Below are 19992 nucleotides of genomic sequence, written 5' to 3' on the forward strand. Positions count from 1 at the left end.
GGACACGATGGCATTGCCAAATCCGTGCCAACAGCTTCCCCACCCAAGTTAACACACTCACCCAGAACACATTAAATCCAACAAAAACATTTTTCCACGCGCTGTTAACCACCCTGTTTTGAAACAATGTTTCCCGCGGTGGTGATAGAAACTTTCACTCCGCGTCCTGGGCAGGCGGCTCCGTATCCGCCTTTTCGAAACCGTGCTCCTGCATCTTCTTGCGCAGGGTCACTCGTGATATGCCGAGCCAGTCACACACCTGGCCGAGATGGGAGTCTGAAAGCGTGAGCGCCGTGCGAATCAGGCTGCGTTCCAGCCGCTCCACCAGGTCACGGTGCACCTCACCTTTGCCGGACTTCTGCGCCTCTTCCAGAGCGTGCAATACGGACTGCCGGATGGCCTGGTCAAAGTCCGTGGTGCCGGACCCCTGCACCGCCTGCTCCACTCCGCCGCCGAGCACCGCTTCCACGAGCACCGTCGTGACTTCGTAGCCGCGGCTCCGCAGCGCGATCTGCCGCACGGCATTGCGCAGCTCACGCACATTCCCCGGCCACTCATGCTGCAGAAGGCGGTTCATCACGCGCGCAGGAATCGCCGGTCGTGGCAGTTGGTAATCCGCTGCGGCTTCCTCCAGAAAGTGCGCGATGAGCAATTCCACATCACCCTCGCGCTCACGCAAGGCGGGCAACTGAATCACCGCCGCATTGATGCGGTAGTACAAATCTTCGCGGAAGCGCTTCTCCTCGATGCGCTGCGCCAGCGGCTGGTGGGTGGCGGCGATGATGCGCACATCAACGGGCAGTTCACGGTTGCTTCCCAGCGGCTGGATGCGGCGCTCCTGCAGGGCGCGCAGCAGCTTCACCTGCACCGGCAGCGGCAGGTCGCCAATCTCATCCAGGAACAAGGTGCCACCCTTCGCCTGCTCGAAGCGGCCCACACGATCCCGCGTGGCACCGGTGAAGGCACCACGCACGTGGCCGAAGAGTTCACTCTCCAGCAGGTTCTCCGGAATTGCTCCACAGTTCACCACCACGAAGGGTCCCGCACGACGCGCGCTGTGATGGCAGATGGCACGCGCCACCAGTTCCTTGCCCGTGCCCGTCTCTCCAAGAATCAACACACTCGTGTCCGTGGGCGCGATGCGGCCGATATCCTTCCACACGGTCAGCATGCCACGGCTGCGGCCCAGCAGGCCGGGATCCTTTGGCGAGGTTGCCGTGGCCCTCGACCTGCGTGATTCACTTCCTGCAGATTTGCTGGCACGCACCGCCTCCGCCACCAGCTTCAGCAGGTCCTCCAGATCAAAGGGCTTCAGCACATAGTCATAGGCGCCGCGCTTGATGGCCTCGATGGCGAGCTCGCTGTTGCCATGCGCGGTCATGAGAATCACGGGCCGCAGCGGATGTTTCTCGCGCAGGGTCTCCAGCAGTTCCATCCCACCCATGCCCGGCAGACGCAGATCCGTCATCACGAGGTCATAGGTCCCCTCGCCTGCCTTCGCCAGACCGTCTCGGCCATCATGGCACACCGTCACGGAATAGTCTTCCGCAGCGAGGATCATCTCCAGCGACGCCGCGATATCCACGTCGTCCTCCACCACGAGGATGGCGCCACTCCGGCCCATGCCTAGGACGTCTCCTTTCCTGCGAGAGGAATGCGGAACTCAAAGCAGGCACCGCGATCTCCCTTGCGATTCCACGCATGGATGGAGCCACCCCACTTCTCCACGGACAAGCGGCAGAAGTACAATCCCAGCCCGGACTGGCCCGCATTCTTCGAGCCCTGTACAAACGGCTGGAAAAGACGCTCCTGCAGATGCGTCTCGATGCCGGTGCCCTGGTCCTCCACACGGCACACACCCATGCGGCCTTCCTTCTCAAAGTAGATGCCCACGGTGCCACCTTCCTTGCTGTGGCGGATGGCATTCACCAGCAGGTTCTCAATCACCCGGCTCAGCGTCAGCTTCTCTGCCGCGACCGGCAGGGAAGGTCCGAAGAAAGGACACAGCGATACGCCCGCCTCCGCTGCCTGTGCAGCCAGTGCTGCGGCTGTCTCCGCACCCACCGCCACGAGGTCCGGTGCATCGGGACCATCGAGATCACCCGCGGAATCCAAATCCGTGGCGAACGCCTCGGCAATGACGCGGATCAATTTCCGCTGACGCTCCGCCTGCACCATGATGCGCTGCACGGAGGAGCGAAGTCCTCCGTGTCCCTCGCCCAGGTGGCGGTTGATGTGCTGGAGATTCATCAGCACCGTCGTGGCCGGATTCCCCAGGTCATGCATGATACACTCCAGCAGCACCTGCCTCTTCTCCAGGTCCTTCATCAGGCGGCGACGATTGAGGCTCTGGTCATGCGAGCTCTGCACAAAGGTCTGCTCCTCACGCCAGCGCTCATCCGCCGGCAGGATCATCAGCAGGTCCTCGCTGCCCACGCCACGAATGGCTATCGCTTCAAAGAACCGGCGTGCATTGGCAATGGTCTCCTCCCAGATGCCGGAGCGCAGGGACTCACCCACCCCGCGATCCCAGAACTCCGCACCGATACCGCTGGTGAAGTCTTCAAGAAACAATGAGCGCTCGCGGAACTCCTGCTCCGAGCCGAACGCGATCTCCCACCAGAGGGGCGGTGTATCCAGCAGGCGGAACTCGCCCGTCTTGCCCTCGCGCACCAGCACCACGGCTTCGAGCGCACCCAGCGCCAGGCGGCGCAGTTCATCATCCATGGGACCACCATTCATACCAGTCGCTGGGTTTCATTTTCCGAGCCGCCGCACATGCGACGCGCCAGCAGGTCAAAGGCCTCCGCGACCTGCTCTCCGGTGCGCGCGCTGGTGCTCATCACTTCAATCCCCTCCTCGCGGAAGCGGGCGAGATCCTTGGCTTCCACTTCCCACTCATTCACGAGGTCGTGCTTGTTGATGAGTAGCAGCGAGGGCACTCCGGGGAAACGCGCCATGACTTCCTCACGCTCTGTGCGGATGGTATCCAGCGTCTCCGCACGTGTGCCATCCGCCACATACAGGATGCCCGCGGCCCCCTGCAGGTAGGACTTTCGCACCGACTGGAATTCATCACTCCCCGCGAGGTCCCAGACCATCAGGCGCACCTCCTGCCCATTCGCCACCACGGTGCGCTGGTCAATCTTCACACCCACCGTGGACAGATAGTTATCCGAAAACATGCCGCTGACGAACTGCCTCACGAGGCTCGTCTTCCCCACGGCATAGGCTCCTATCAGGCAAACCTTCTTCTTGATCATCGCTGTGACTTTACCTCCTTCGTGTTCCCTTGCACCTCGATTGCCCGCACGGTGATGCCGGCACCCGAACGGCCCAGGTCTTCGCTAAGCTTGAGCGCCATCCGGCTCTCCTGAATACCCGCTTCGCGCAACAAATCTCTCACTTGCTGCGTGCGCTGGTGCTCCACCTCGCGGTTCGCATCACGGTTGGCCCCAATGAGCGGGTGCGCGATGACCTCGAAGGAAAACTCGTGGCCCAACTCCCTGCCCACGCGATCCACATCGACCACCAGAGCGCGGAGTTCATCCCTCTTCTTCTGGTCCACCACCTGCAGCGTGCCTTCGAAGTACTCCACCGCCGCCGCATCCAGGGCCGAGCGCAGGCGTTCGAGTTCTGCCGCAGAGGCATTGCCCAGGCCAGAGGCGTCCACCTTGAGCCAGCGTGAGAGCGGCTCGATGCGCGCCTTCACCTTCGCGAGGTCCGCCACACTGAGCGCACCACGCAGTGTGACCGCGTCTCCTGCTTCAGAAAAGGTGATGCTCAATCCCTTCGCATCCGCCATCAGACTGCGGAAGAGAGTCTCCACCAGCAGGCGGGTGCGGGCCTTGTCTTCCTCAAGACGACCGGACAAGGCCTTCCCGTCTGCCGTGGCGGAGGCTGCAGCGGTGCCCAGGTCAGCCTGGAGTTTCTCCAAAGAGGCACCCACCTTGCGCCGCTCCTCCTCCAGACGCTCCTCACGCACCTTGGCAAAGGCCGGGTCCATCGAGGTCATCAGCGCGAAATCCAGCTTCACGGTCGCGGGGTCGATGCCGTACCCGGCAAACTTCTCACTGGGCTCCGCAGCGAGCGGATCACGCAGGCCACGCATCGTGCGGTGCGTCTTCCACCAGCCACGCTTCTCCACAGAAGTGATGGCCACGCCCGGACTGGCCCGGAGCGCATCTTCATAGCGGTCCCACTTCGCCTGCTCACGAGCACTGGCCACCAGCCATGCGGTGACACCGGCTGCGACAAGACCCAGGAACAACCACGCGCGCCACATCCCGCCGCCACCACCTCCACTCTCGGACGACTCGGCACGATTCTCCACCAGCGCGCGGCGCAGAATGGGGCGCTCGGGCTCCAGCTCGGCGGTGTTTCCGGAAAAGTTCTCCAGCTTCCCACCCAAGCGCGCATGCAGCTCCTCCAGCAGTGCCTTGAGCTGCTCCCGCACAGAGGCTGGCGGCACACCATGCACCACGGCAGCGAGCACCAGCGACGGTCCTGCCTCGATGAGCACCTCGCGATCTCCAAAGACAAAGCCATCCAGCTCGGAGGCATCCTCATCACCTTCCGTGCCCGGCTTGCCGAAGGAATCCTTCACAAAGCTGCGAATCGCGGTGAACATGCCGGAGACCAGATCCGCCTCATCCCCCGCTTCATCCACGGGATTGCGCGCCACATGCAGCAGCAGCAGGCCCGTGTCCCGCTGCATGAGATACACTTCATCAATGCGGAAGCTGCGCGTCTTCAGCAGCACATACTCGGAGTACGGCTTCCCCGCGAGCTTCGCCTGCAGGCGCCACTTCAGGCGCTCCGCGGAGGTGGTGTTGCGGATGGTCTCATTGAGGTCCTTCACCATGCCGCGAAACAGATCCACGACATAACTGCGAATCGCCGGACCCATGATGGGGAAAAGCGCGTTCGACAGCTTCGACTTGTCCTCGGAAATGCTCCGCTGGATGGCCGACTCCGTGCCGGGCTGGAGGGCGGCCACGAGTTCCTCAAAGGATTTGCCACCACGCTCCTTGCGTTGTTTCAGGGCCGCCGCCAGATCCTTGGACAGACGCTCCAGCGAGGAGGCATCCAGGGAATCCAGCCTCTGGCGGAATGCGGCGATATCGCGCAACTCATCTCCCAGCATCAGCTCCTTGAGCTGGTGCAGGCTGTCTGAGGATTTCGGCTCAGCGCTCATGGAAGGGATGATGGCAGTGGACCGCGGCACCCTCCAGCTTCCGCTGGAGCCTGCAGCTCCCGCTCATGACAAGGCATGAGCCTCCGACGCCATTCGCGAACTCACACTCACCATCACTGACCACGCAGACCGGCAGCGATCCTTTCCAGGGCAGCCGCCAGTTCCAGCCGGGGCACGGAGGCCTTCTCGACATCATTGGCCCGCTTTTCGAAATTGGAGCGCAACTCGGCCAGGCTGGACTCCACCATCTTCCGAAGCGAATCGACCTCTGCGGTCAGCTTCGACTCAATCTGGGAAAACCGCGCGTCATAGCCGACCATCTGCTCGCCGAAAATCAGCTCGCGGATTTTGTCCACATTGTTGCCAGCATTGCCACTGGCGGCAGGAGCGCGATCACCTCCGGCGCCATTGGCGTCACCCTGGTAGGTGCCATTCGCCGATTGTTCGTTGTTCATCAGTAGGGAAAGGGTTGGTTTTGTGCAGGCGAGATACCTAGGGAGAGATCAAAGACCGTTCCCACCATGTCAAGGACGCAATCTTACTGAAATTCTAAACAAGGCGCCACGGGTATTGGAGACTTCGTTCAGCCCCTTCGATGCCCTCCAGGGCGATTTGAGGTGAACTGCAGCCGTTTTTACGCCGAAAGCGTTGTACATTGTCCAACCCAGCTCCGCGGGGTCAGCCTGTGAAGCTGGTACCACCTCGGGTGAGATGGCAGAGTCTTCGGAACTCTGAAATAGAGACCTTCTGACGAATACTCACCGGCGCGTGTGAGAGACTCCAGGGCAGCTTGTGGAATCTGGGGTGGTGCGCAGCATCCACGCACGGAGTGCTCGGACCACCGTGAGCACCCGAAGGTTTCTTCACTCCGCTGAATCCCCCTTCAAACTGCGGCGAACAACAGAAACATCGCAGCCAACCGTGCAGGTTTGCGTCGAATCAATGCGACTAGTCATCACACCCCCAAAAACCCACCATGACCTCCACGTCTCCCCCAAGTCGTGTCGATTGCCGTGTCCTGTCCTACACCCTGCTCCACATCTGCGAGCATCTGCCTGATGGCTTCTGCCTTCAGGATGTCATTGATCGTGTCCTCGAAGAAGCCCCCGAGATTCTGGAGGACTTGCCCCGCGTCTGGGCCTACCTGAGAGCGGATGAGCACGTGCAATGCTGCGGCATTGACGGCGCGCACTACCGGATCTCGAAGCACTATGTGGACAGGGACGCGTAGATTGGTGATCCGCCGATCGTGGTCCGCCCACTCCGTGTGCGGTCAGGAGCAGCGTAGCGAGGTGATGTTATCTCCCCCTTCACCTCACGCGTGAACGAAGCGACTGTCTCGCAGGGAGTGGCACTAGCCTTAGTGCCGGTGGTGAGCAAAATGGGTGCGGAGCCTTTCCTTCCGAAATCCTACGGACGCTTCCAAGCTCTTCGTGTGGCTACGCTGCATATGACGGCACTAAGCTAGTGCCGCTCCCTGCGAGTCGTTGTCTCCTGTGTCAGGGAGTGGCATCCTGAGGAGCTTGTTCAAAGCCAAAATGGGAGCAGGAATGCCCCCACTCCTTGAGCAGAGGCGATGTCATATGAGGTAGCCGCACACTGACCGCACACGGAGTGGGCGGACCACTCCGTGTGCGGTCAGCAAGCCTGCCTTCGCCCTTCATCACTGCCATCGCCACTACGGCGTGGCAGTGACGAAGTCTGAAGCGCCGCCACCAAGGTCATACAGCCGCCGCACCACAAAGGGCGTGGCGCTTTTGCTGTAGGTCATGATCCGAACCTCGTCCTCCCGCCTGCAGGCCACATGCACTCCCTCCGCAAAACCCACATACGGGGCACTGGGCGGCAGCTCGGGTAGCAAGTCGCGCGCCTCGTCTGTGTGATAGGGACCGAGGTGCCTTGTTCTCGAAGACTGCCGACCGCGATTGTACACTTCTCGCACGGTGTACACCGTTCTCTCGCGGAGATTGATGGTCATCACCATTCCGACTCTGATGTGGTTGCCCAGAAACCACAAACATCGAATCTCGTTCTCAGGACACTCGGAAAGGTAGGATTTGAAATACCTGAAGTTCGCCATCCGCATCTGCGCATTGATGTCCTCCACCGTTTCAGGCGGGGTGTCTTCCGGATCGATTGTGTCAGGAAATGGAACTGTATCCCTGATGCCTCCGGCACCCAGTAACGCAGCAAGGATGGTGATGCAGGCTTTCTTCAACATGGTGGCTCCCCATGAGCGCCACGCGCGAGCCTGGGGAATATTGGAAATTCGAGCGGCAGGATCAAGCCCAAGGCCCGTTCGCATGCAGCTCGACGAACGTTGTCGGCGACATGTCGTGACAAGCCCGTGAATACCATGGTACTCCTCATGCCTGTCACCCAGCGCACCCCCCATGCAACGACGCTCTCTCCTTGCCATCTTGCTCCTTCTCTTCGCAGTCCAGGCACAGGCGGACTTCGCAGCCTACAGCGGCATCCACGAAGTCACTGCCAGGAAAGGAACGCTCACGTTTCGCCACGTGCACAACTGGAACTCTCCCAAACTGCAACCTCTGTTCGCCGACCTGAATCACCACGAGACCTTCTTTTCTCCCGCCAATGACTTTGCCCACGTGGAGGTTCGCGATGGCAATCGCGTGCTGTTCCGGTCCCCTTCTCCGGGACTCACGCACCTTTGGATTTCGCCGGATGGCCAGTTCTTTGTCGGTCTCTCCACCATCATGCTTTACAATCCCTACCAGCTCGTGGTCTGGCAGCGTGATGGCACCGTATTGTACCGCCAGCACATCTCTCACGAGGTGGCGCGGCTGACACCGGAACAACAGCGTAGCTTTGCGAAGAAGTTCCCCAAGGCGGAAAAGTTTCTCTCTGCCCGCTACTTCACGTATGGCAATGGGGTTTATCTCGACTACTCCATCCTCGGCGTTCCCAACGAGATTGGAACGAGGGCCTGGGACTACCTCACCCCCTTCCGCGTCAGTCATCCGTATTCGGATGACTTCAGCGAATCTGTCACGAACTACGTCGGGTGGTTTCACGAAAAGAGCCCGCGCCCAGGCATCACGCGTGACGACACCGGGCTCACCCTTTCCCTGCGCTCACCGACCGGGAGGCAGATGACCATTCCCATCCAGCGATTTCAGCCTGCGGAATTCACCGATCGCACGGACATCGACCCTTTCTACTTCGCCGCAGGCCTCTGCGTGACTGGAGCAGACATGGGATACATCAAGCCGCCCCAGTGTGATTCGTTCTTCCGCGAAGGCGGCGACCAACGCCCCGCCGAGATGCTCATCTCCGCAGCGCACGCGTGGAGCAGGAACACCGCTTCACCTGATACCACACAGCATTATTATGAACCCGATGGCAAGAGGCTGGTGGTGAAGCATGCGGCGCTCTCGCAGGCGCTGTCCGAGTTCTACGTTCAACCCGACCGCTTCACGAAAGCGGAATGGGAGGAGCGCCAAAAGTACCCCCGTGGGGAATCACGACTCACCATGGATGACTTGCTCGGCCTGGATCGCCGCAAACGTCTTTCATTTGTAGCCGGCATCTATGCGCGGTGCCATGACCCTGAAGACGGCAGCTTCCATGGCTTTCCTTCGGTGGCCATGTACGCCACCATGAAAATCCTTCGCGCTGAAGGTTGCGATGTCCCCAATCACACCCTTCACAAAGCCGTCCCCACCACGATTCATTTCAAGGTCACTCCTTCCAGAGAGGTCGCGCACCTGTTCAAGGCCGTGGACAACTGGCAACCACCGTCTGTGGAGTGGAAGCAGCGTTTCAGGTTGAGGTTGGGATTGGGACGGTAGTTCATCTCACGTTCCCGGCGCATCGCGCGCAACCACGGCTCCCAAGTTCACGCCACGTTCATGGATCAAACCAGCTTTTCACTACTCGCTGGATTGCTTGTCGGTTCACACGTTGGAGCTCTTGTGGTACGCAACTTCACGGGATGGAGCCTGTGGCTCGCCTATCCCACGGGTGGACTGGTTGGGTTTCTGCTGTTTGCAGCCGCGACATTTTTGATGATTGCGTGCATGGCCTGGCTGCGTGCCAGGAAGCAATAGAGCGTTTTAGGTTGAACTGTAGCCATTTTTACGCCGAAGGCGTTGTACATTGTCCAGCCCAAGGTCAGCCTGCGAAGCAGGCGCCACCTTGGGTGAGATGAAGGAACCATCGGAACTCTGAAAGAGTTCTACAAAGACCCGACCAACGTTGACATAGGGCATTTATCCCCCCTGCAACGCTTCTGTGGAACGCTTTCAGCGTTCAGCGTTTCGATGTCACACCCCAAGGTGGCGCCTGCCGCTTCGCGGCGAAGCTTACCTTGGGCTGGACAATGTACAACGCCTTCGGCGTACTCCTGAATCAGGCTACAGTTTTAGTGAAAATGCTCCAGGACTACAGCTTTCACTGCACCCTGTTTCACATGACCGCACACGGAGTGGGCGGACCACTCCGTGTGCGGTCAGTATGGGCTCCAACACCCTGCAAGGATGCTCACGGTCGTGCTCACTTTGCGCAGCAGAGCCTGGTCCACCATGGGATGCATTACCCAATGACCGCACACGGAGTGGGCGGACCACACATTACCCCAGCGCCGCACGCGTGCGCTGCACGAGGCCGTTGTCCTTGTCTGAAGAGCCGCGCAAGTAGAAGACACTGGAGGCCAGCATCCGGTCTCGCCAAGGTGGCGCGAGGTGTTCGTAGTCCTCCAATACGGCCGCACTGAATTTGTAGTCGTGCGAGTTCGTGCCCTTCATGAAGATGATGCGGCGCGCGGCATCAGCGAAAGGTTTCGGACTCGGATGGTCCTTGAGATAGCCCAGCATCTTGCGCGCAGCCATGAGTCTATCTGTGCCGATGTCCGCAAAGATTTCCGCCACTGCTTCATCTCCCTTCGTGTTGGGAATGAGTGGCTCCAACTCATCAATGTGGATCCCCTTGTCCTCACGTTCACCACGATACAGTGGAAGGAAGGCAGCGTTCTGCAGCAGCAGCAATCGGCGTGTTTCATCGTTCCTCACGCGCTTCCACGCATAATGGATGGCGTTGGTAAACGTCATCGCATGCAGCGAGAGAATGCCGGGGGCCTGCATGAGAAGCTCGCCTGCTCCCGTGTAGAGCGCATCAAAGAGCGACTGCGGAGCCACGCCCTTGTTGAGCAAGGTCAGCACCAGCGCGCCTGCATCACTGGAGGAAGCGGAACGACTGGCGAGCAGGAGTTCCTTCGAAGCATCGGCATTCGGTTTGCCATCGATCCATCCTTCGCGAACCTGCTGCATACGCGGCAGGTTCTCACGGAAGGCGCGGTCCGGCATGAGGTCTGCCTTCGCAGGATTTTCCCTCGTGCCGGAGCGATCCAGCAGAGCATAAGCAAGCGAGCGCAGCACGGGCTCGGCATGCTGCCAGCCGATGGCTTCCAGCGTGCGGAAGCTGTTCGCCACATAGATGGCCTTGTGTCCGATGTCGCGGAAATCACGCGCGCCGTAGTGCACGAAGATTTCGAAGAGCTCATCCATGCCCGCCGTGCGAGCGAGGCCCACAATGGCGGCATCCGCAGCCGCTTCATCCCAATTGTCCATCGCCTCGATGAAGGCTTTCTTCGCCTGGTGGCTGGCTGGCACCTTTGATTCCTCGATGGACTCCATGTGCCAGTTGCCCTCCTTCACATTCGCGGCCTGTGAAGACTTGAACTGGTCGATGGCCCAGAAGATGGGAAGCCAGCGGTCCGAGTCGGGTGAAGCGAGACTGGCAAGATGCGCCGAGTTCACCACCAGCACCGCGTGAAACTTGAAGCCCACCGGACGCGGCTGCACGCTGCGCACGCCGGCCAGCATCAACGCGGCCAGCACTTCACGGTAGCTCAGCCCACGGCGCACGCGTGATGCCACCTCCTCCAGCACACGCTCCCGTGGCGTGTCTTCCAGCAGGCGTACCAGCGGCTCGATGTCCGGATGAAACTGCACGAGGTGCGGTGGCATCGCCGCCTCCTGCGCCGAGACAGAAGGCAAACCACTGAGCCACCCGAGCTCACCCAGCGCCGTCAGCGCGCCGATACCCGCAGTGGATTTGAGGAAAGAACGACGAGGCAGCGGCATCATGGCAGGGTCCTCCGTAGGGGTTTGGGATTCTGGATCCAGACTACCAAAGAGGGTACGTCTTGGACAGGGGAAAGGAGAGATGAAGCTGTGACCGAACGTGCCTGGACTGCGCGCATCCCTGCTGCCGCTTTGGGGCGCTACAGCCTGCTGTAGCCGGGTGACTTCCCGCATTCACTTGGAATACGCCCCAAGGATTGCTGGGAGGGTGACGCCACACGTTGGACATAGCCACCATCGCCGCAGCAGGGCTGCGGACTCTGCAAAGCGGCAGCAGGGCTGCGCGCAGTCCAGGGAGGCTTCGCCTCACAAGTGACCTGGGCTCGGTTACTCGCCCGTACAGTCGGCATCGAAGTCCTCATCTTCTTCAGCGATGCGTTCGAACTTGAAGCTCGCCACCGTCTTCACCCATGCTGGGGTGACAGCTTCCTTGAATCTACGAGCGCTGCACCATTTCCAATCCGAGGCGCGGGTCACCAACTTATGGTGCACGGCATTCTGATGCACGTAGTTCAACCTGGCGAAATAGCTCTCTTGATAGGTGAGGAGGGTTTCACGATAGTTCTGCCACAGACGATTTCTTCCTGGAGTGCAGTCCTGTCGGTTCATCTCCTTGGTGGTCAAACTATGTAACTTCTGGACGAGCGGAGCCAGTGCACGAGCTCCATCCGGCTGACCAGAAGGACTATGCACTACCAAATGATAGTGATTCGACAAGATTGCCCAAGCTTCAAAACTCCAACCAGCTTGATCAAAAGTTGTGAGAAGCGTCTCTTCAAACCAGTCACGTTTCGAAGGTGTGTTCAGCAAATGATTCCGATTTGCCGTGCGCGCTGTGACAAAGAACACGCCTCCTCGCTTCAAGCGATGGGGCGGAGCGTGAGGCCACTCCCGTGTGCCTTCAGCAATTTCCGCATCCGTTGGCAGCCTCAATGAATCCATGGGTTCATGGACGCAACCCATGGAAAGGTGTCAAGAAAACGATGAGGGTCTGATGCAATAAACCAAACTCAGGTCACTTGTGACGCGCAGCGTCCCTGGACTGCGCGCAGCCCTGCTGCCGCTTTGCAGAGTGAGCAGCCCTGCTGCGACGATGGTGGCTGAGTCCAGCATGTGGAGCCACCCTTTCAGCGATGTCACCTGCCTCGCGAAGCTCTGGAGTATGGAAGATCGGGCGAGAAAGTCACCCGGCTACAGCAGGGCTGTAGCACCCCAAAGCGGCAGCTGGACTGCGCGCAGCCCAGGGAGGCTTCGCCTCACAGCCTTACACGACATCCGCTTGGTCGGCCTTGCCCGTGGGGAGGCGTTCACTTCCAGGCCAGCCACCCCCAAACGAAATCCTCCCTCCCCTGCATTCTCCCTTGCTTCGCCTTCGCCCCATTCCAGTATGGAGGCGTATCCCTGTTTTCTCCCGTTCCGCCTCGTCCCGCACCGCGTCCCTCCCCCACATGCCCACCGAAGACCAAGTCCGCTCCGCCCTCGCTCAAGTGAAGTATCCCGGCTTCTCCCGGGACATTGTCTCCTTTGGCCTCATCAAGGGCATCCGCGTGGAGGGCAAGGATGTGCAGGTGGACATCTCGCTGGCGACCAAGGACGCAAATGTGCCCCGCCAGATCCACGAGGAATCCATGCGTGCCATCAAGGCCCTGCCGGGCGTGGGTGATGTCCGGCTGAATTTCGACATCAAAGAGCCCGCCGGCCCGCAGCAGAACGTCGCCGCGCTCCAGTCCTCCATCCCAGGGGTAAAGCACGTCATCGCCGTGGCCTCCGGCAAGGGCGGTGTGGGCAAGTCCACCGTGAGCGTGAATCTCGCCGTGGCCCTCTCCCGCATCGGACTGAAGGTGGGCCTCTGCGACTGCGACCTCTACGGTCCCAGCATCGCCCACATGTTCGGCACCAACGAGCGTCCCTATGCGGACGACGAGCAGCGCATCATCCCCATTCGCAAGCACGGGCTGCAGCTCATGAGCATGGGCTTCCTTCTGGATGACGACTCTCCCGTGATCGTACGTGGCCCCATGGCCACGAAGTACACCCAGCAGTTCCTCCGCCAGTGCGCATGGGAGGATCTGGACGTGCTCGTGCTGGACCTGCCGCCCGGCACCGGAGACATCCAGCTGACCATCTCCCAACAAGTGGCCCTCACCGGAGCCGTCATCGTCACCACCCCGCAGGAGGTGGCCCTCATCGATGCGCGCAAAGCGGTAAGCATGTTCCGCAAGGTGAACATCCCCATCCTCGGCCTCGTGGAAAACATGAGCCACTTCGTCTGCCCGAATGATGGGAACGTGTATCACATCTTTGGCAAAGGCGGCGGCGAGCGTGAGGCGAAGAAGTTGGGCGTGCCCGTGCTGGGCCAGATTCCGCTGGAGATTCAGGTGCGCGAGAGTGGCGACGAAGGCCGCCCTGTGGCTTTGGAGGACCCCAAGACCCATCCTTCCAGTGGCGTGTTTCAGGAGGTAGCCCGTCAGGTCCAGGCCATCATCGCACGGAAGTAAGGGGAGATTCGCCTGTTTAAGGGGGGCTGGAAAAGCTTCGGCGGAGGTTGCGCGGGGGCCCATCCTCGCCTAACCAGAATGCTTACCCCTTTCCCCGCCAACTGCTTCCGATGCCCGTACCCCTCCTCGACGTCAATGCCCAAAACTACCCGTTGCACGACGGGTTCTCCGCCGCTTTCGAGCGGGTTTTCAAAACGGGGCATTTCATCATGGGCGAAGAGATCGCAGCCTTCGAGCGTGAGGTGCTTCCCATCACCGGTGCGAGCCATGCGCTGAGCCTCTCCTCCGGCACGGATGCCATCCTGCTGGCCCTCATGGCGCTGGAGATTGGCCCCGGGGATGAGGTGCTCTGCCCCGCCTTCACCTTCTTCGCCACGGCGGGCTGCGTGTCCCGCGTAGGAGCCACGCCGGTATTTGTCGATGTCCTGCCAGACTCCTTCAACATCGACATCGTGGACGCGAGGGCCAAGCTCACCTCGAAGACCCGCGCCATCATTCCCGTGCACCTCTTTGGTCAATGTGCGGACATGGAGGCCGTGATGGAGCTGGCCAACCAGCACTCGCTGTACGTCATTGAAGACGCCGCCCAGGCCATCGGTGCCGCCCGCCATGGCACGCTCGCGGGGAGCATCGGCCACTTCGGCTGCTACAGCTTCTTCCCTTCCAAGAATCTTGGCGGTCTCGGCGATGGTGGCCTGCTGGTGGCGAATGACAACGACCTCGCCCTGCGCGCCAAGTCCCTGCGCAATCATGGCATGGAGCCGAAGTACTACCACTCCCACATTGGTGGAAACTTCCGCATGGATGCGCTCCAGGCCGCCTTCCTCCGTGTGAAGCTCCCCCACTACGCCAGCTACACGGAGAAGCGCCAGGCGAATGCCGCCTTCTACCAGGAGCATCTGGCCAAACTGCCGGGGGTGAGCTTCTCTTCCGAGGCGTCCGGCACCAGGCTGGTGCTGCCCCAGTGCGGTGAGGGCAACACGCACATCTGGAACCAGTTCACCCTGCGCGTGACCGGCGGACGGCGCGATGCCTTGAAACAACACTTGCTGGATCGCAAAATCGGCTGTGAGATCTATTATCCGGTGACGCTCGACCAGCAGGCGTGCTTTGCCCATCTTCCGGAATCTTCACTCCGCGGCTGCGAGGTATCCCACCGCCATGCGGAGGAGGTGCTGAGCATCCCCATCTATTCCGAACTCAACGAACCCCAGAAATTTGAAGTGGTGGAAGCCATCGCCGCATTTTTGAACTGACCCATGAAGCGTGCACTGATTACCGGCATTACTGGCCAGGACGGCTCCTACCTTGCGGAACTCCTTCTTGAAAAGGGCTACGAAGTCCACGGCATCATCCGCCGCTCTTCCACCTTCAACACGGATCGCATCGACCACCTCTACCAGGACCCGCACCTGAACAACGTGCGCCTCTTCCTGCACTATGGTGACCTCTGTGACTCCGTCGCGTTGGTGAAGCTGCTCTATGAACTGAAGCCGGATGAGATCTACAACCTCGGCGCGCAGAGCCACGTGCGTGTCTCCTTCGATGTGCCGGAGAGCACGGGGGACATTGTGGGCCTTGGCGCGCTGCGCATTCTCGAAGCGATTCGTGAGGCTGGCATTGCGGAGAAGGTGCGCTTCTACCAGGCCTCCTCCTCGGAGATGTACGGCCTCGTGCAGGAAGTACCGCAGACGGAGAAGACCCCCTTCTGGCCCCGCAGCCCCTACGCGTGTGCGAAGGTGTATGCCTACTGGCTCACCGTGAACTATCGCGAGAGCTACAATCTCCACGCGAGCAATGGCATCCTCTTCAACCACGAATCTCCCCGCCGTGGTGAGACCTTCGTGACGCGCAAGATCACCCGCGCGGCCACCCGCATCAAGGTGGGCCTGCAGGACGCCCTGTATCTCGGCAACCTGGACGCGCGTCGCGACTGGGGCTATGCCAAGGACTATGTGGACATGATGTGGATGATGCTCCAGCAGGACAAGCCGGATGACTACGTGGTCGCCACCGGCGAGACCCACAGCGTGCGTGAGTTCGTGCAGGAAACCTTCGCTGCACTCGATCTCGACTGGGAGAAGTACGTGAAGTACGACCAGCGCTACCTCCGCCCCGCGGAAGTGGAACTCCTCATCGGCGATCCCTCCAAGGCCAAGAGACAGCTCGGCTGGGAGCCCAAGGTGAAGTTCAAGGAACTCGTGAAGATCATGGTCGATGCCGACCTGAAGCTCGCACAAGTCGAGAAGCGCATGAAGGAAGCCAAGGCGCAGGATTGACCTGCGCATCGCGGTGAGGCACCGTGTGAACACTTTCACCATCCCATGGTGGGATACATTTGTGTATACCATCATGGAGGCTCGGGCAAAAAAGGGAACCAAGCCGAATCTATATACAAAGGCGTCGGACTACCTGGAACGGTTCATGCGGCAGGGGTATCTATGGAACGCGGACATGGCACAGGCTCAAGGAGCGGGAACGCCTCGTTCCCGTGGGTGAACGGGTCTGTAACGTGTATCCGCCGAAGTACTCTTTTGGAATACAGGGACTGCCCGGCATGCAACATCACCAAGCATGGTGACCGCTGACGGGAACGAGGCGTTCCCGCTCCTTGGGCCTGCCGCAACGCGCTGGGTAAGCCCGCGTTCAAAGACCCGTTTCCAACTCATCGTGGTATAAGACAGTGACCGGAGGTCCCTGTTTCATACGATGTCGGCTGACTTGCGAATGGCAGCTTTCCTGAAGGGTTGGCTCCATGTCCGGACTGACGAAGGAGTTTTGATTTGAACTCCAAAGAGCCCTTCACCTCACCCATTCAAACCCTTCCACTTTGTTCTGCCTCTTTCAGAAAAGGCGGAACGTCAGGCCCATGCAGGTCCCCAAGCCGGACGCGAGAATTCGCAGGCCCCTGGGGCTTCCCAAAGATGGCACGAGAGAAACTGAAATCCGCATTCCCTGATCAAGACTTCCGCGCCAGCAGCGTACTCGAACAACTCGCAATTCAGGTGGCTCTGTACTTGCTTCCCCGGCAATCGGGTGATCTGGTATCTCCCTCCCCCAAAAAATGTCGACCGTTGCATCTCGAGATAGTTCAGACGGACTCCACGCCATCATCGGGCCGGAGGTCTTTTGCGACGAGTTTTTCGACGCCATCCGCGACCTCGCGCGCACGGCGGCCATCGACACAGTGCTTGAGATTGGCTCCTCCTCCGGGGACGGCAGCACCCTCGCATGGGTGCAGGGCCTGGGGCTGAATCCGCGCAAGCCGGAGCTCTATTGCCTGGAGCTTTCCCGGGTGCGTCATGAGGCGCTCGAGCAACGCTGGAAGCAGGAGGGATTCGTGAAATGTTTCCAAGGCTCCTCCGTCGAGCTCGACCAGTATCCCTCGGAAGCCGAGGTGGAGCGGTTTTACCACACAGTGGAAACCTCCCTGTGCAACTACCCTCTGGAGGACGTGCTCGGCTGGCTGCGCCGGGACAAGGCATACATCCAGGAGCAAAACGTGCGCACTGGATTGATTCGCGAGATCAAGCGGGCTCAGGGCATCGAGCACTTCGGCGCGGTGTTGATCGATGGCTCCCAGTTCACCGGCAACGCAGAGCTCGATGAAGTCTACGGTGCAGAGTTCATCCTGCTGGATGATGTCCAGACGTTCAAATGCCATGAGGCGCATCAGCGTCTGCTGCGGGACCCGGCGTATGAACTCATCATGGAGAATCCGCGGCTGCGGCATGGGTTCTCCATCTTCCGCAGGCGGCGGCGCGCGCGCTTTGATCCGCTGCCGGTGGAGGTGCCGGTGCACTACTTCACGATTGTGCTGAATGGTGAGCCCTTCATCCGGCATCACATCGAGGTGCTGAAGCAGCTTCCCTTTCGCTGGCACTGGCATGTGGTGGAAGGCGCTGCGGATCTGATGCATGACTCCTCCTGGAGCGTGGCCGCTGGTGGAAGCGTTCCCGAGGACCAGCATCGCAACGGATTGAGTGTGGATGGCACCACGGCCTACCTCGACCAGCTCGTGTCTTCCTATCCGGGTCAGATCTCCATCTACCGTCCGCCGACTGGTCGTCTGTGGGAAGGCAAGATCGAGATGGTGTCTGAACCGCTCAAGCGCATCTTCGAAGACTGCGTGCTGTGGGAGGTCGATGTGGATGAGCTCTGGACGGTTGAGCAGTTCGTGGAAGGCAGGAAGATGTTCCTGGAGCATCCGGAGAAGAGCGCCGCGAAATTCTGGTGTGACTTCTTTGTAGGAGAGAAGCTCGTGATCGCCTCCCGGCACTGCTACGCGCAGAATCCCGCGCAGGAGTGGCTGCGCGCGTGGAGCTTCCAGCCCGGCATGAAGTGGGAATCCCACGCGCCGCCCGTGCTGAGCCGCCGGCAAATCGATGGCACATGGAGAGACGTGGCGAGTGGAAGCATCTTCGGCCACGCGGAGACAGCATCGCGCGGTCTTGTATTCCAGCACTTCGCGTACGCGACCGAGGCGCAGGCGGCATTCAAGGAGCGCTACTATGGCTATGCCGGTGCGGTGAAGGGCTGGCAGCGCCTGCAGGCTGAACGGCAAACTCCCCTGCTCCTCCGCGACTTTTTCCCGTGGGTCACGGATCACACCGAGGTGGATGCCGCCACGAATCGCAACATCATTCCTCTGGCCCGGCGCAATGGTGCGGGACAGTGGGAGTTCACCCAGCATTCGCCACCACGGCAGGCGAAACTCACTGCCTCCCCCACCATCGTGGTGGACGGCATTTTCTTCCAACTCAACAACACCGGCATCGCCCGCTTGTGGATTGAGCTGCTGAGGGAGTGGGTGCGCTCCGGCATCGCGGAGCATGTGTGGCTGCTCGATCGTGATGGCACCGCTCCGGACATCCCCGGCATCCGGCGCCATCGTGTACGCCGGTTGGACACCAGCCACCCAGGTCCTGATTCCTTCATGCTGCAGGATGTCTGCGATGCGCTGGGTGCGGATGTGCTGGTCTCCACGTACTACAGCTGCGCCATCAGCACGCCGTGTGTCGCGATGATCTATGACATGATTCCCGAGCGGCTGAACCTGCCGCCCGGGGACTGGCAGTGGGAGCACAAGAAACACTCACTCACCCACTCGAGGCATTTCGTGTGCATCTCAGAAGCCACCGCGAATGATCTGCGGTGCATGCATCCGGAGATTGCGCCTGCGGATGTCACGGTCGCGCATCCGGCGGCTCCTCACGAGTACAAGCCGGCATCCGCGGATGACATCGCCGCGTTTCGGGAGCGCCATGGCATCTACCTGGACTACATCATCCTTTCGGGAGATCGCATCGGCATCCCGGTGGGCACGCAGGGCTACAAGAATGCCGCGCTGGCCTTCCGTGCCTGGAGCCTCCTGCCGAAGGAGGAGCGCGACAGCCTTCTGATCCTGTGCACCGGCGGCAATCTGGATCTCGAGGAGAGCCTGCGCCTGCTGGCTCCCGACGCTGAAGTGCGTGTCATCCGCTTCAGCGAGGAGGATCTGGCCCTCGCCTTCTCCGGTGCCGTGGCGCTGGTGTATCCCTCCCTCTATGAGGGTTTCGGCCTTCCGGTGATCGAGGCCATGGCCTGCGGCTGCCCGGTCATCACCTGCCAGCGAGCCTCCCTGGTGGAGGTGGCCGGGGATGCCGCGGTATTCGTGAACCCTTGGGACCCGCACGAGACCGCCTCCGCCATCACCACCCTCAGGCATGATGCAAAGGAGAGGTCGCGGCTGATCGCGGCTGGATTTGCGCAGGCCGCGAGGTTCAGTTTCGCCCGTGCGGCATCCTCGGTTGCCAGCACCCTCTTCGAGGTGGCATCCCGCCCGGCGACACCGGAGGACGACCGGCTGGCCAAGATGTGGGCTGCCTTGCGGCACATGCAGACGAGCGCGTCCACCGTGCGCCAGCTGACGGACCAGCTGGAAGGACAGCAGCACGCCGCCCTCGCCGCGCGTGAAGCCCTCAGCTTCATGCAGAAAGCCTTAGTTGAGAATCAGCAGAATCTGACCGACACCCAGAAATCCCTCAAAGAGAGCCGAAATGCATTGAAAGAGGCCCAAAAAGCTCTCAAGGAACTACAGAAAGCCAAGAAACGGTCCGAAAAACAACTCAAACAAATGCGGGAAAAGCCAAGCTCTCCACTGAAGCGAATTTGGAATCGTCTGCGCCGCCGCAAAGGCCAGCAGTGAGCC

The 19992-nt window shown here is 60.6% G+C and carries 14 protein-coding genes; 6 read left to right on the forward strand and 8 right to left on the reverse strand.

Annotation, left to right across the window (positions count from 1 at the left end; translation table 11 throughout):
- Positions 1 to 154: 154 nt before the first annotated feature.
- From DES53_RS29145 to DES53_RS29165, 5 genes are all read right to left on the reverse strand, one after another.
- Entirely contained in the window at positions 155 to 1624 is a 1470-nt protein-coding gene (locus DES53_RS29145; RefSeq protein WP_113961873.1) for a sigma-54-dependent transcriptional regulator, read from the reverse strand.
- Between the two features lie 2 nt (positions 1625 to 1626).
- Complete coding sequence (locus DES53_RS29150) at positions 1627 to 2742, reverse strand: sensor histidine kinase (RefSeq protein ID WP_113961874.1); 1116 nt, start codon at positions 2740 to 2742, stop codon at positions 1627 to 1629.
- Entirely contained in the window at positions 2739 to 3263 is a 525-nt protein-coding gene (locus DES53_RS29155) for a Rab family GTPase (RefSeq protein ID WP_113961875.1), read from the reverse strand. The genes DES53_RS29150 and DES53_RS29155 overlap by 4 nt, the downstream gene beginning before the upstream one ends.
- Complete coding sequence (locus DES53_RS29160; RefSeq protein ID WP_113961876.1) at positions 3260 to 5197, reverse strand: hypothetical protein; 1938 nt, start codon at positions 5195 to 5197, stop codon at positions 3260 to 3262. Before DES53_RS29160 ends, DES53_RS29155 begins: the two co-directional genes overlap by 4 nt.
- 113 nt (positions 5198 to 5310) lie before the next feature.
- Positions 5311 to 5652: a hypothetical protein gene (locus DES53_RS29165; RefSeq protein WP_113961877.1), complete on the reverse strand. Its 342-nt coding sequence runs from the start codon at positions 5650 to 5652 to the stop codon at positions 5311 to 5313.
- Positions 5653 to 6173: 521 nt separating this feature from the next.
- On the opposite strand from DES53_RS29165, the gene DES53_RS29170 reads away from it, so the two are divergent.
- Entirely contained in the window at positions 6174 to 6428 is a 255-nt protein-coding gene (locus DES53_RS29170; protein ID WP_113961878.1) for a hypothetical protein, read from the forward strand.
- A 447-nt stretch (positions 6429 to 6875) separates the two neighbouring features.
- Here the strand turns inward: DES53_RS29170 and DES53_RS29175 are convergent, their stop codons facing one another.
- The gene (locus tag DES53_RS29175; protein WP_113961879.1) at positions 6876 to 7418 is read right to left on the reverse strand and encodes a hypothetical protein; all 543 of its coding nucleotides are present in this window, start codon (positions 7416 to 7418) and stop codon (positions 6876 to 6878) included.
- A 172-nt stretch (positions 7419 to 7590) separates the two neighbouring features.
- On the opposite strand from DES53_RS29175, the gene DES53_RS29180 reads away from it, so the two are divergent.
- Entirely contained in the window at positions 7591 to 9012 is a 1422-nt protein-coding gene (locus DES53_RS29180) for a hypothetical protein (protein WP_113961880.1), read from the forward strand.
- A gap of 780 nt (positions 9013 to 9792) precedes the next feature.
- On the opposite strand, the gene DES53_RS29185 is transcribed toward DES53_RS29180, so the two are convergent.
- Entirely contained in the window at positions 9793 to 11307 is a 1515-nt protein-coding gene (locus DES53_RS29185) for a hypothetical protein (protein ID WP_113961881.1), read from the reverse strand.
- 324 nt (positions 11308 to 11631) lie between these two features.
- Positions 11632 to 12153, reverse strand: coding sequence for a transposase (locus DES53_RS29190; protein ID WP_170157513.1), 522 nt, complete (start codon positions 12151 to 12153; stop codon positions 11632 to 11634).
- 599 nt (positions 12154 to 12752) lie between these two features.
- Between DES53_RS29190 and DES53_RS29195 the strand changes: the two genes are divergently transcribed.
- From DES53_RS29195 to DES53_RS29210, 4 genes are all read left to right on the forward strand, one after another.
- Entirely contained in the window at positions 12753 to 13802 is a 1050-nt protein-coding gene (locus DES53_RS29195) for an Mrp/NBP35 family ATP-binding protein (protein WP_113961883.1), read from the forward strand.
- A gap of 110 nt (positions 13803 to 13912) precedes the next feature.
- Positions 13913 to 15058 carry a DegT/DnrJ/EryC1/StrS family aminotransferase gene (locus DES53_RS29200; RefSeq protein ID WP_113961884.1) on the forward strand — a complete coding sequence of 382 codons (1146 nt, stop codon included), beginning with the start codon at positions 13913 to 13915 and terminating at the stop codon, positions 15056 to 15058.
- A gap of 3 nt (positions 15059 to 15061) precedes the next feature.
- Positions 15062 to 16081, forward strand: coding sequence for a GDP-mannose 4,6-dehydratase (gmd, locus tag DES53_RS29205; protein WP_113961885.1), 1020 nt, complete (start codon positions 15062 to 15064; stop codon positions 16079 to 16081).
- A gap of 785 nt (positions 16082 to 16866) precedes the next feature.
- Entirely contained in the window at positions 16867 to 19989 is a 3123-nt protein-coding gene (locus DES53_RS29210; protein ID WP_113961886.1) for a glycosyltransferase family 4 protein, read from the forward strand.
- Positions 19990 to 19992: the final 3 nt, after the last annotated feature.

The sequence above is a fragment of the Roseimicrobium gellanilyticum genome (assembly GCF_003315205.1).
Classification (GTDB): domain Bacteria; phylum Verrucomicrobiota; class Verrucomicrobiia; order Verrucomicrobiales; family Verrucomicrobiaceae; genus Roseimicrobium; species Roseimicrobium gellanilyticum.

Excerpts from the sequence above, each read along its gene's own strand:
- DES53_RS29175 (WP_113961879.1), bottom strand. The coding sequence starts at position 7,418 with ATGTTGAAGAAAGCCTGCATCACCATCCTTGCTGCGTTACTGGGTGCC.
- DES53_RS29210 (WP_113961886.1), top strand. The coding sequence starts at position 16,867 with ATGTCGACCGTTGCATCTCGAGATAGTTCAGACGGACTCCACGCCATC.
- DES53_RS29165 (WP_113961877.1), bottom strand. The coding sequence starts at position 5,652 with ATGAACAACGAACAATCGGCGAATGGCACCTACCAGGGTGACGCCAAT.
- DES53_RS29145 (WP_113961873.1), bottom strand. The coding sequence starts at position 1,624 with ATGGGCCGGAGTGGCGCCATCCTCGTGGTGGAGGACGACGTGGATATC.
- DES53_RS29170 (WP_113961878.1), top strand. The coding sequence starts at position 6,174 with ATGACCTCCACGTCTCCCCCAAGTCGTGTCGATTGCCGTGTCCTGTCC.
- DES53_RS29180 (WP_113961880.1), top strand. The coding sequence starts at position 7,591 with ATGCAACGACGCTCTCTCCTTGCCATCTTGCTCCTTCTCTTCGCAGTC.
- DES53_RS29195 (WP_113961883.1), top strand. The coding sequence starts at position 12,753 with ATGCCCACCGAAGACCAAGTCCGCTCCGCCCTCGCTCAAGTGAAGTAT.
- DES53_RS29160 (WP_113961876.1), bottom strand. The coding sequence starts at position 5,197 with ATGAGCGCTGAGCCGAAATCCTCAGACAGCCTGCACCAGCTCAAGGAG.
- DES53_RS29150 (WP_113961874.1), bottom strand. The coding sequence starts at position 2,742 with ATGAATGGTGGTCCCATGGATGATGAACTGCGCCGCCTGGCGCTGGGT.
- DES53_RS29185 (WP_113961881.1), bottom strand. The coding sequence starts at position 11,307 with ATGATGCCGCTGCCTCGTCGTTCTTTCCTCAAATCCACTGCGGGTATC.
- gmd (WP_113961885.1), top strand. The coding sequence starts at position 15,062 with ATGAAGCGTGCACTGATTACCGGCATTACTGGCCAGGACGGCTCCTAC.
- DES53_RS29155 (WP_113961875.1), bottom strand. The coding sequence starts at position 3,263 with ATGATCAAGAAGAAGGTTTGCCTGATAGGAGCCTATGCCGTGGGGAAG.
- DES53_RS29200 (WP_113961884.1), top strand. The coding sequence starts at position 13,913 with ATGCCCGTACCCCTCCTCGACGTCAATGCCCAAAACTACCCGTTGCAC.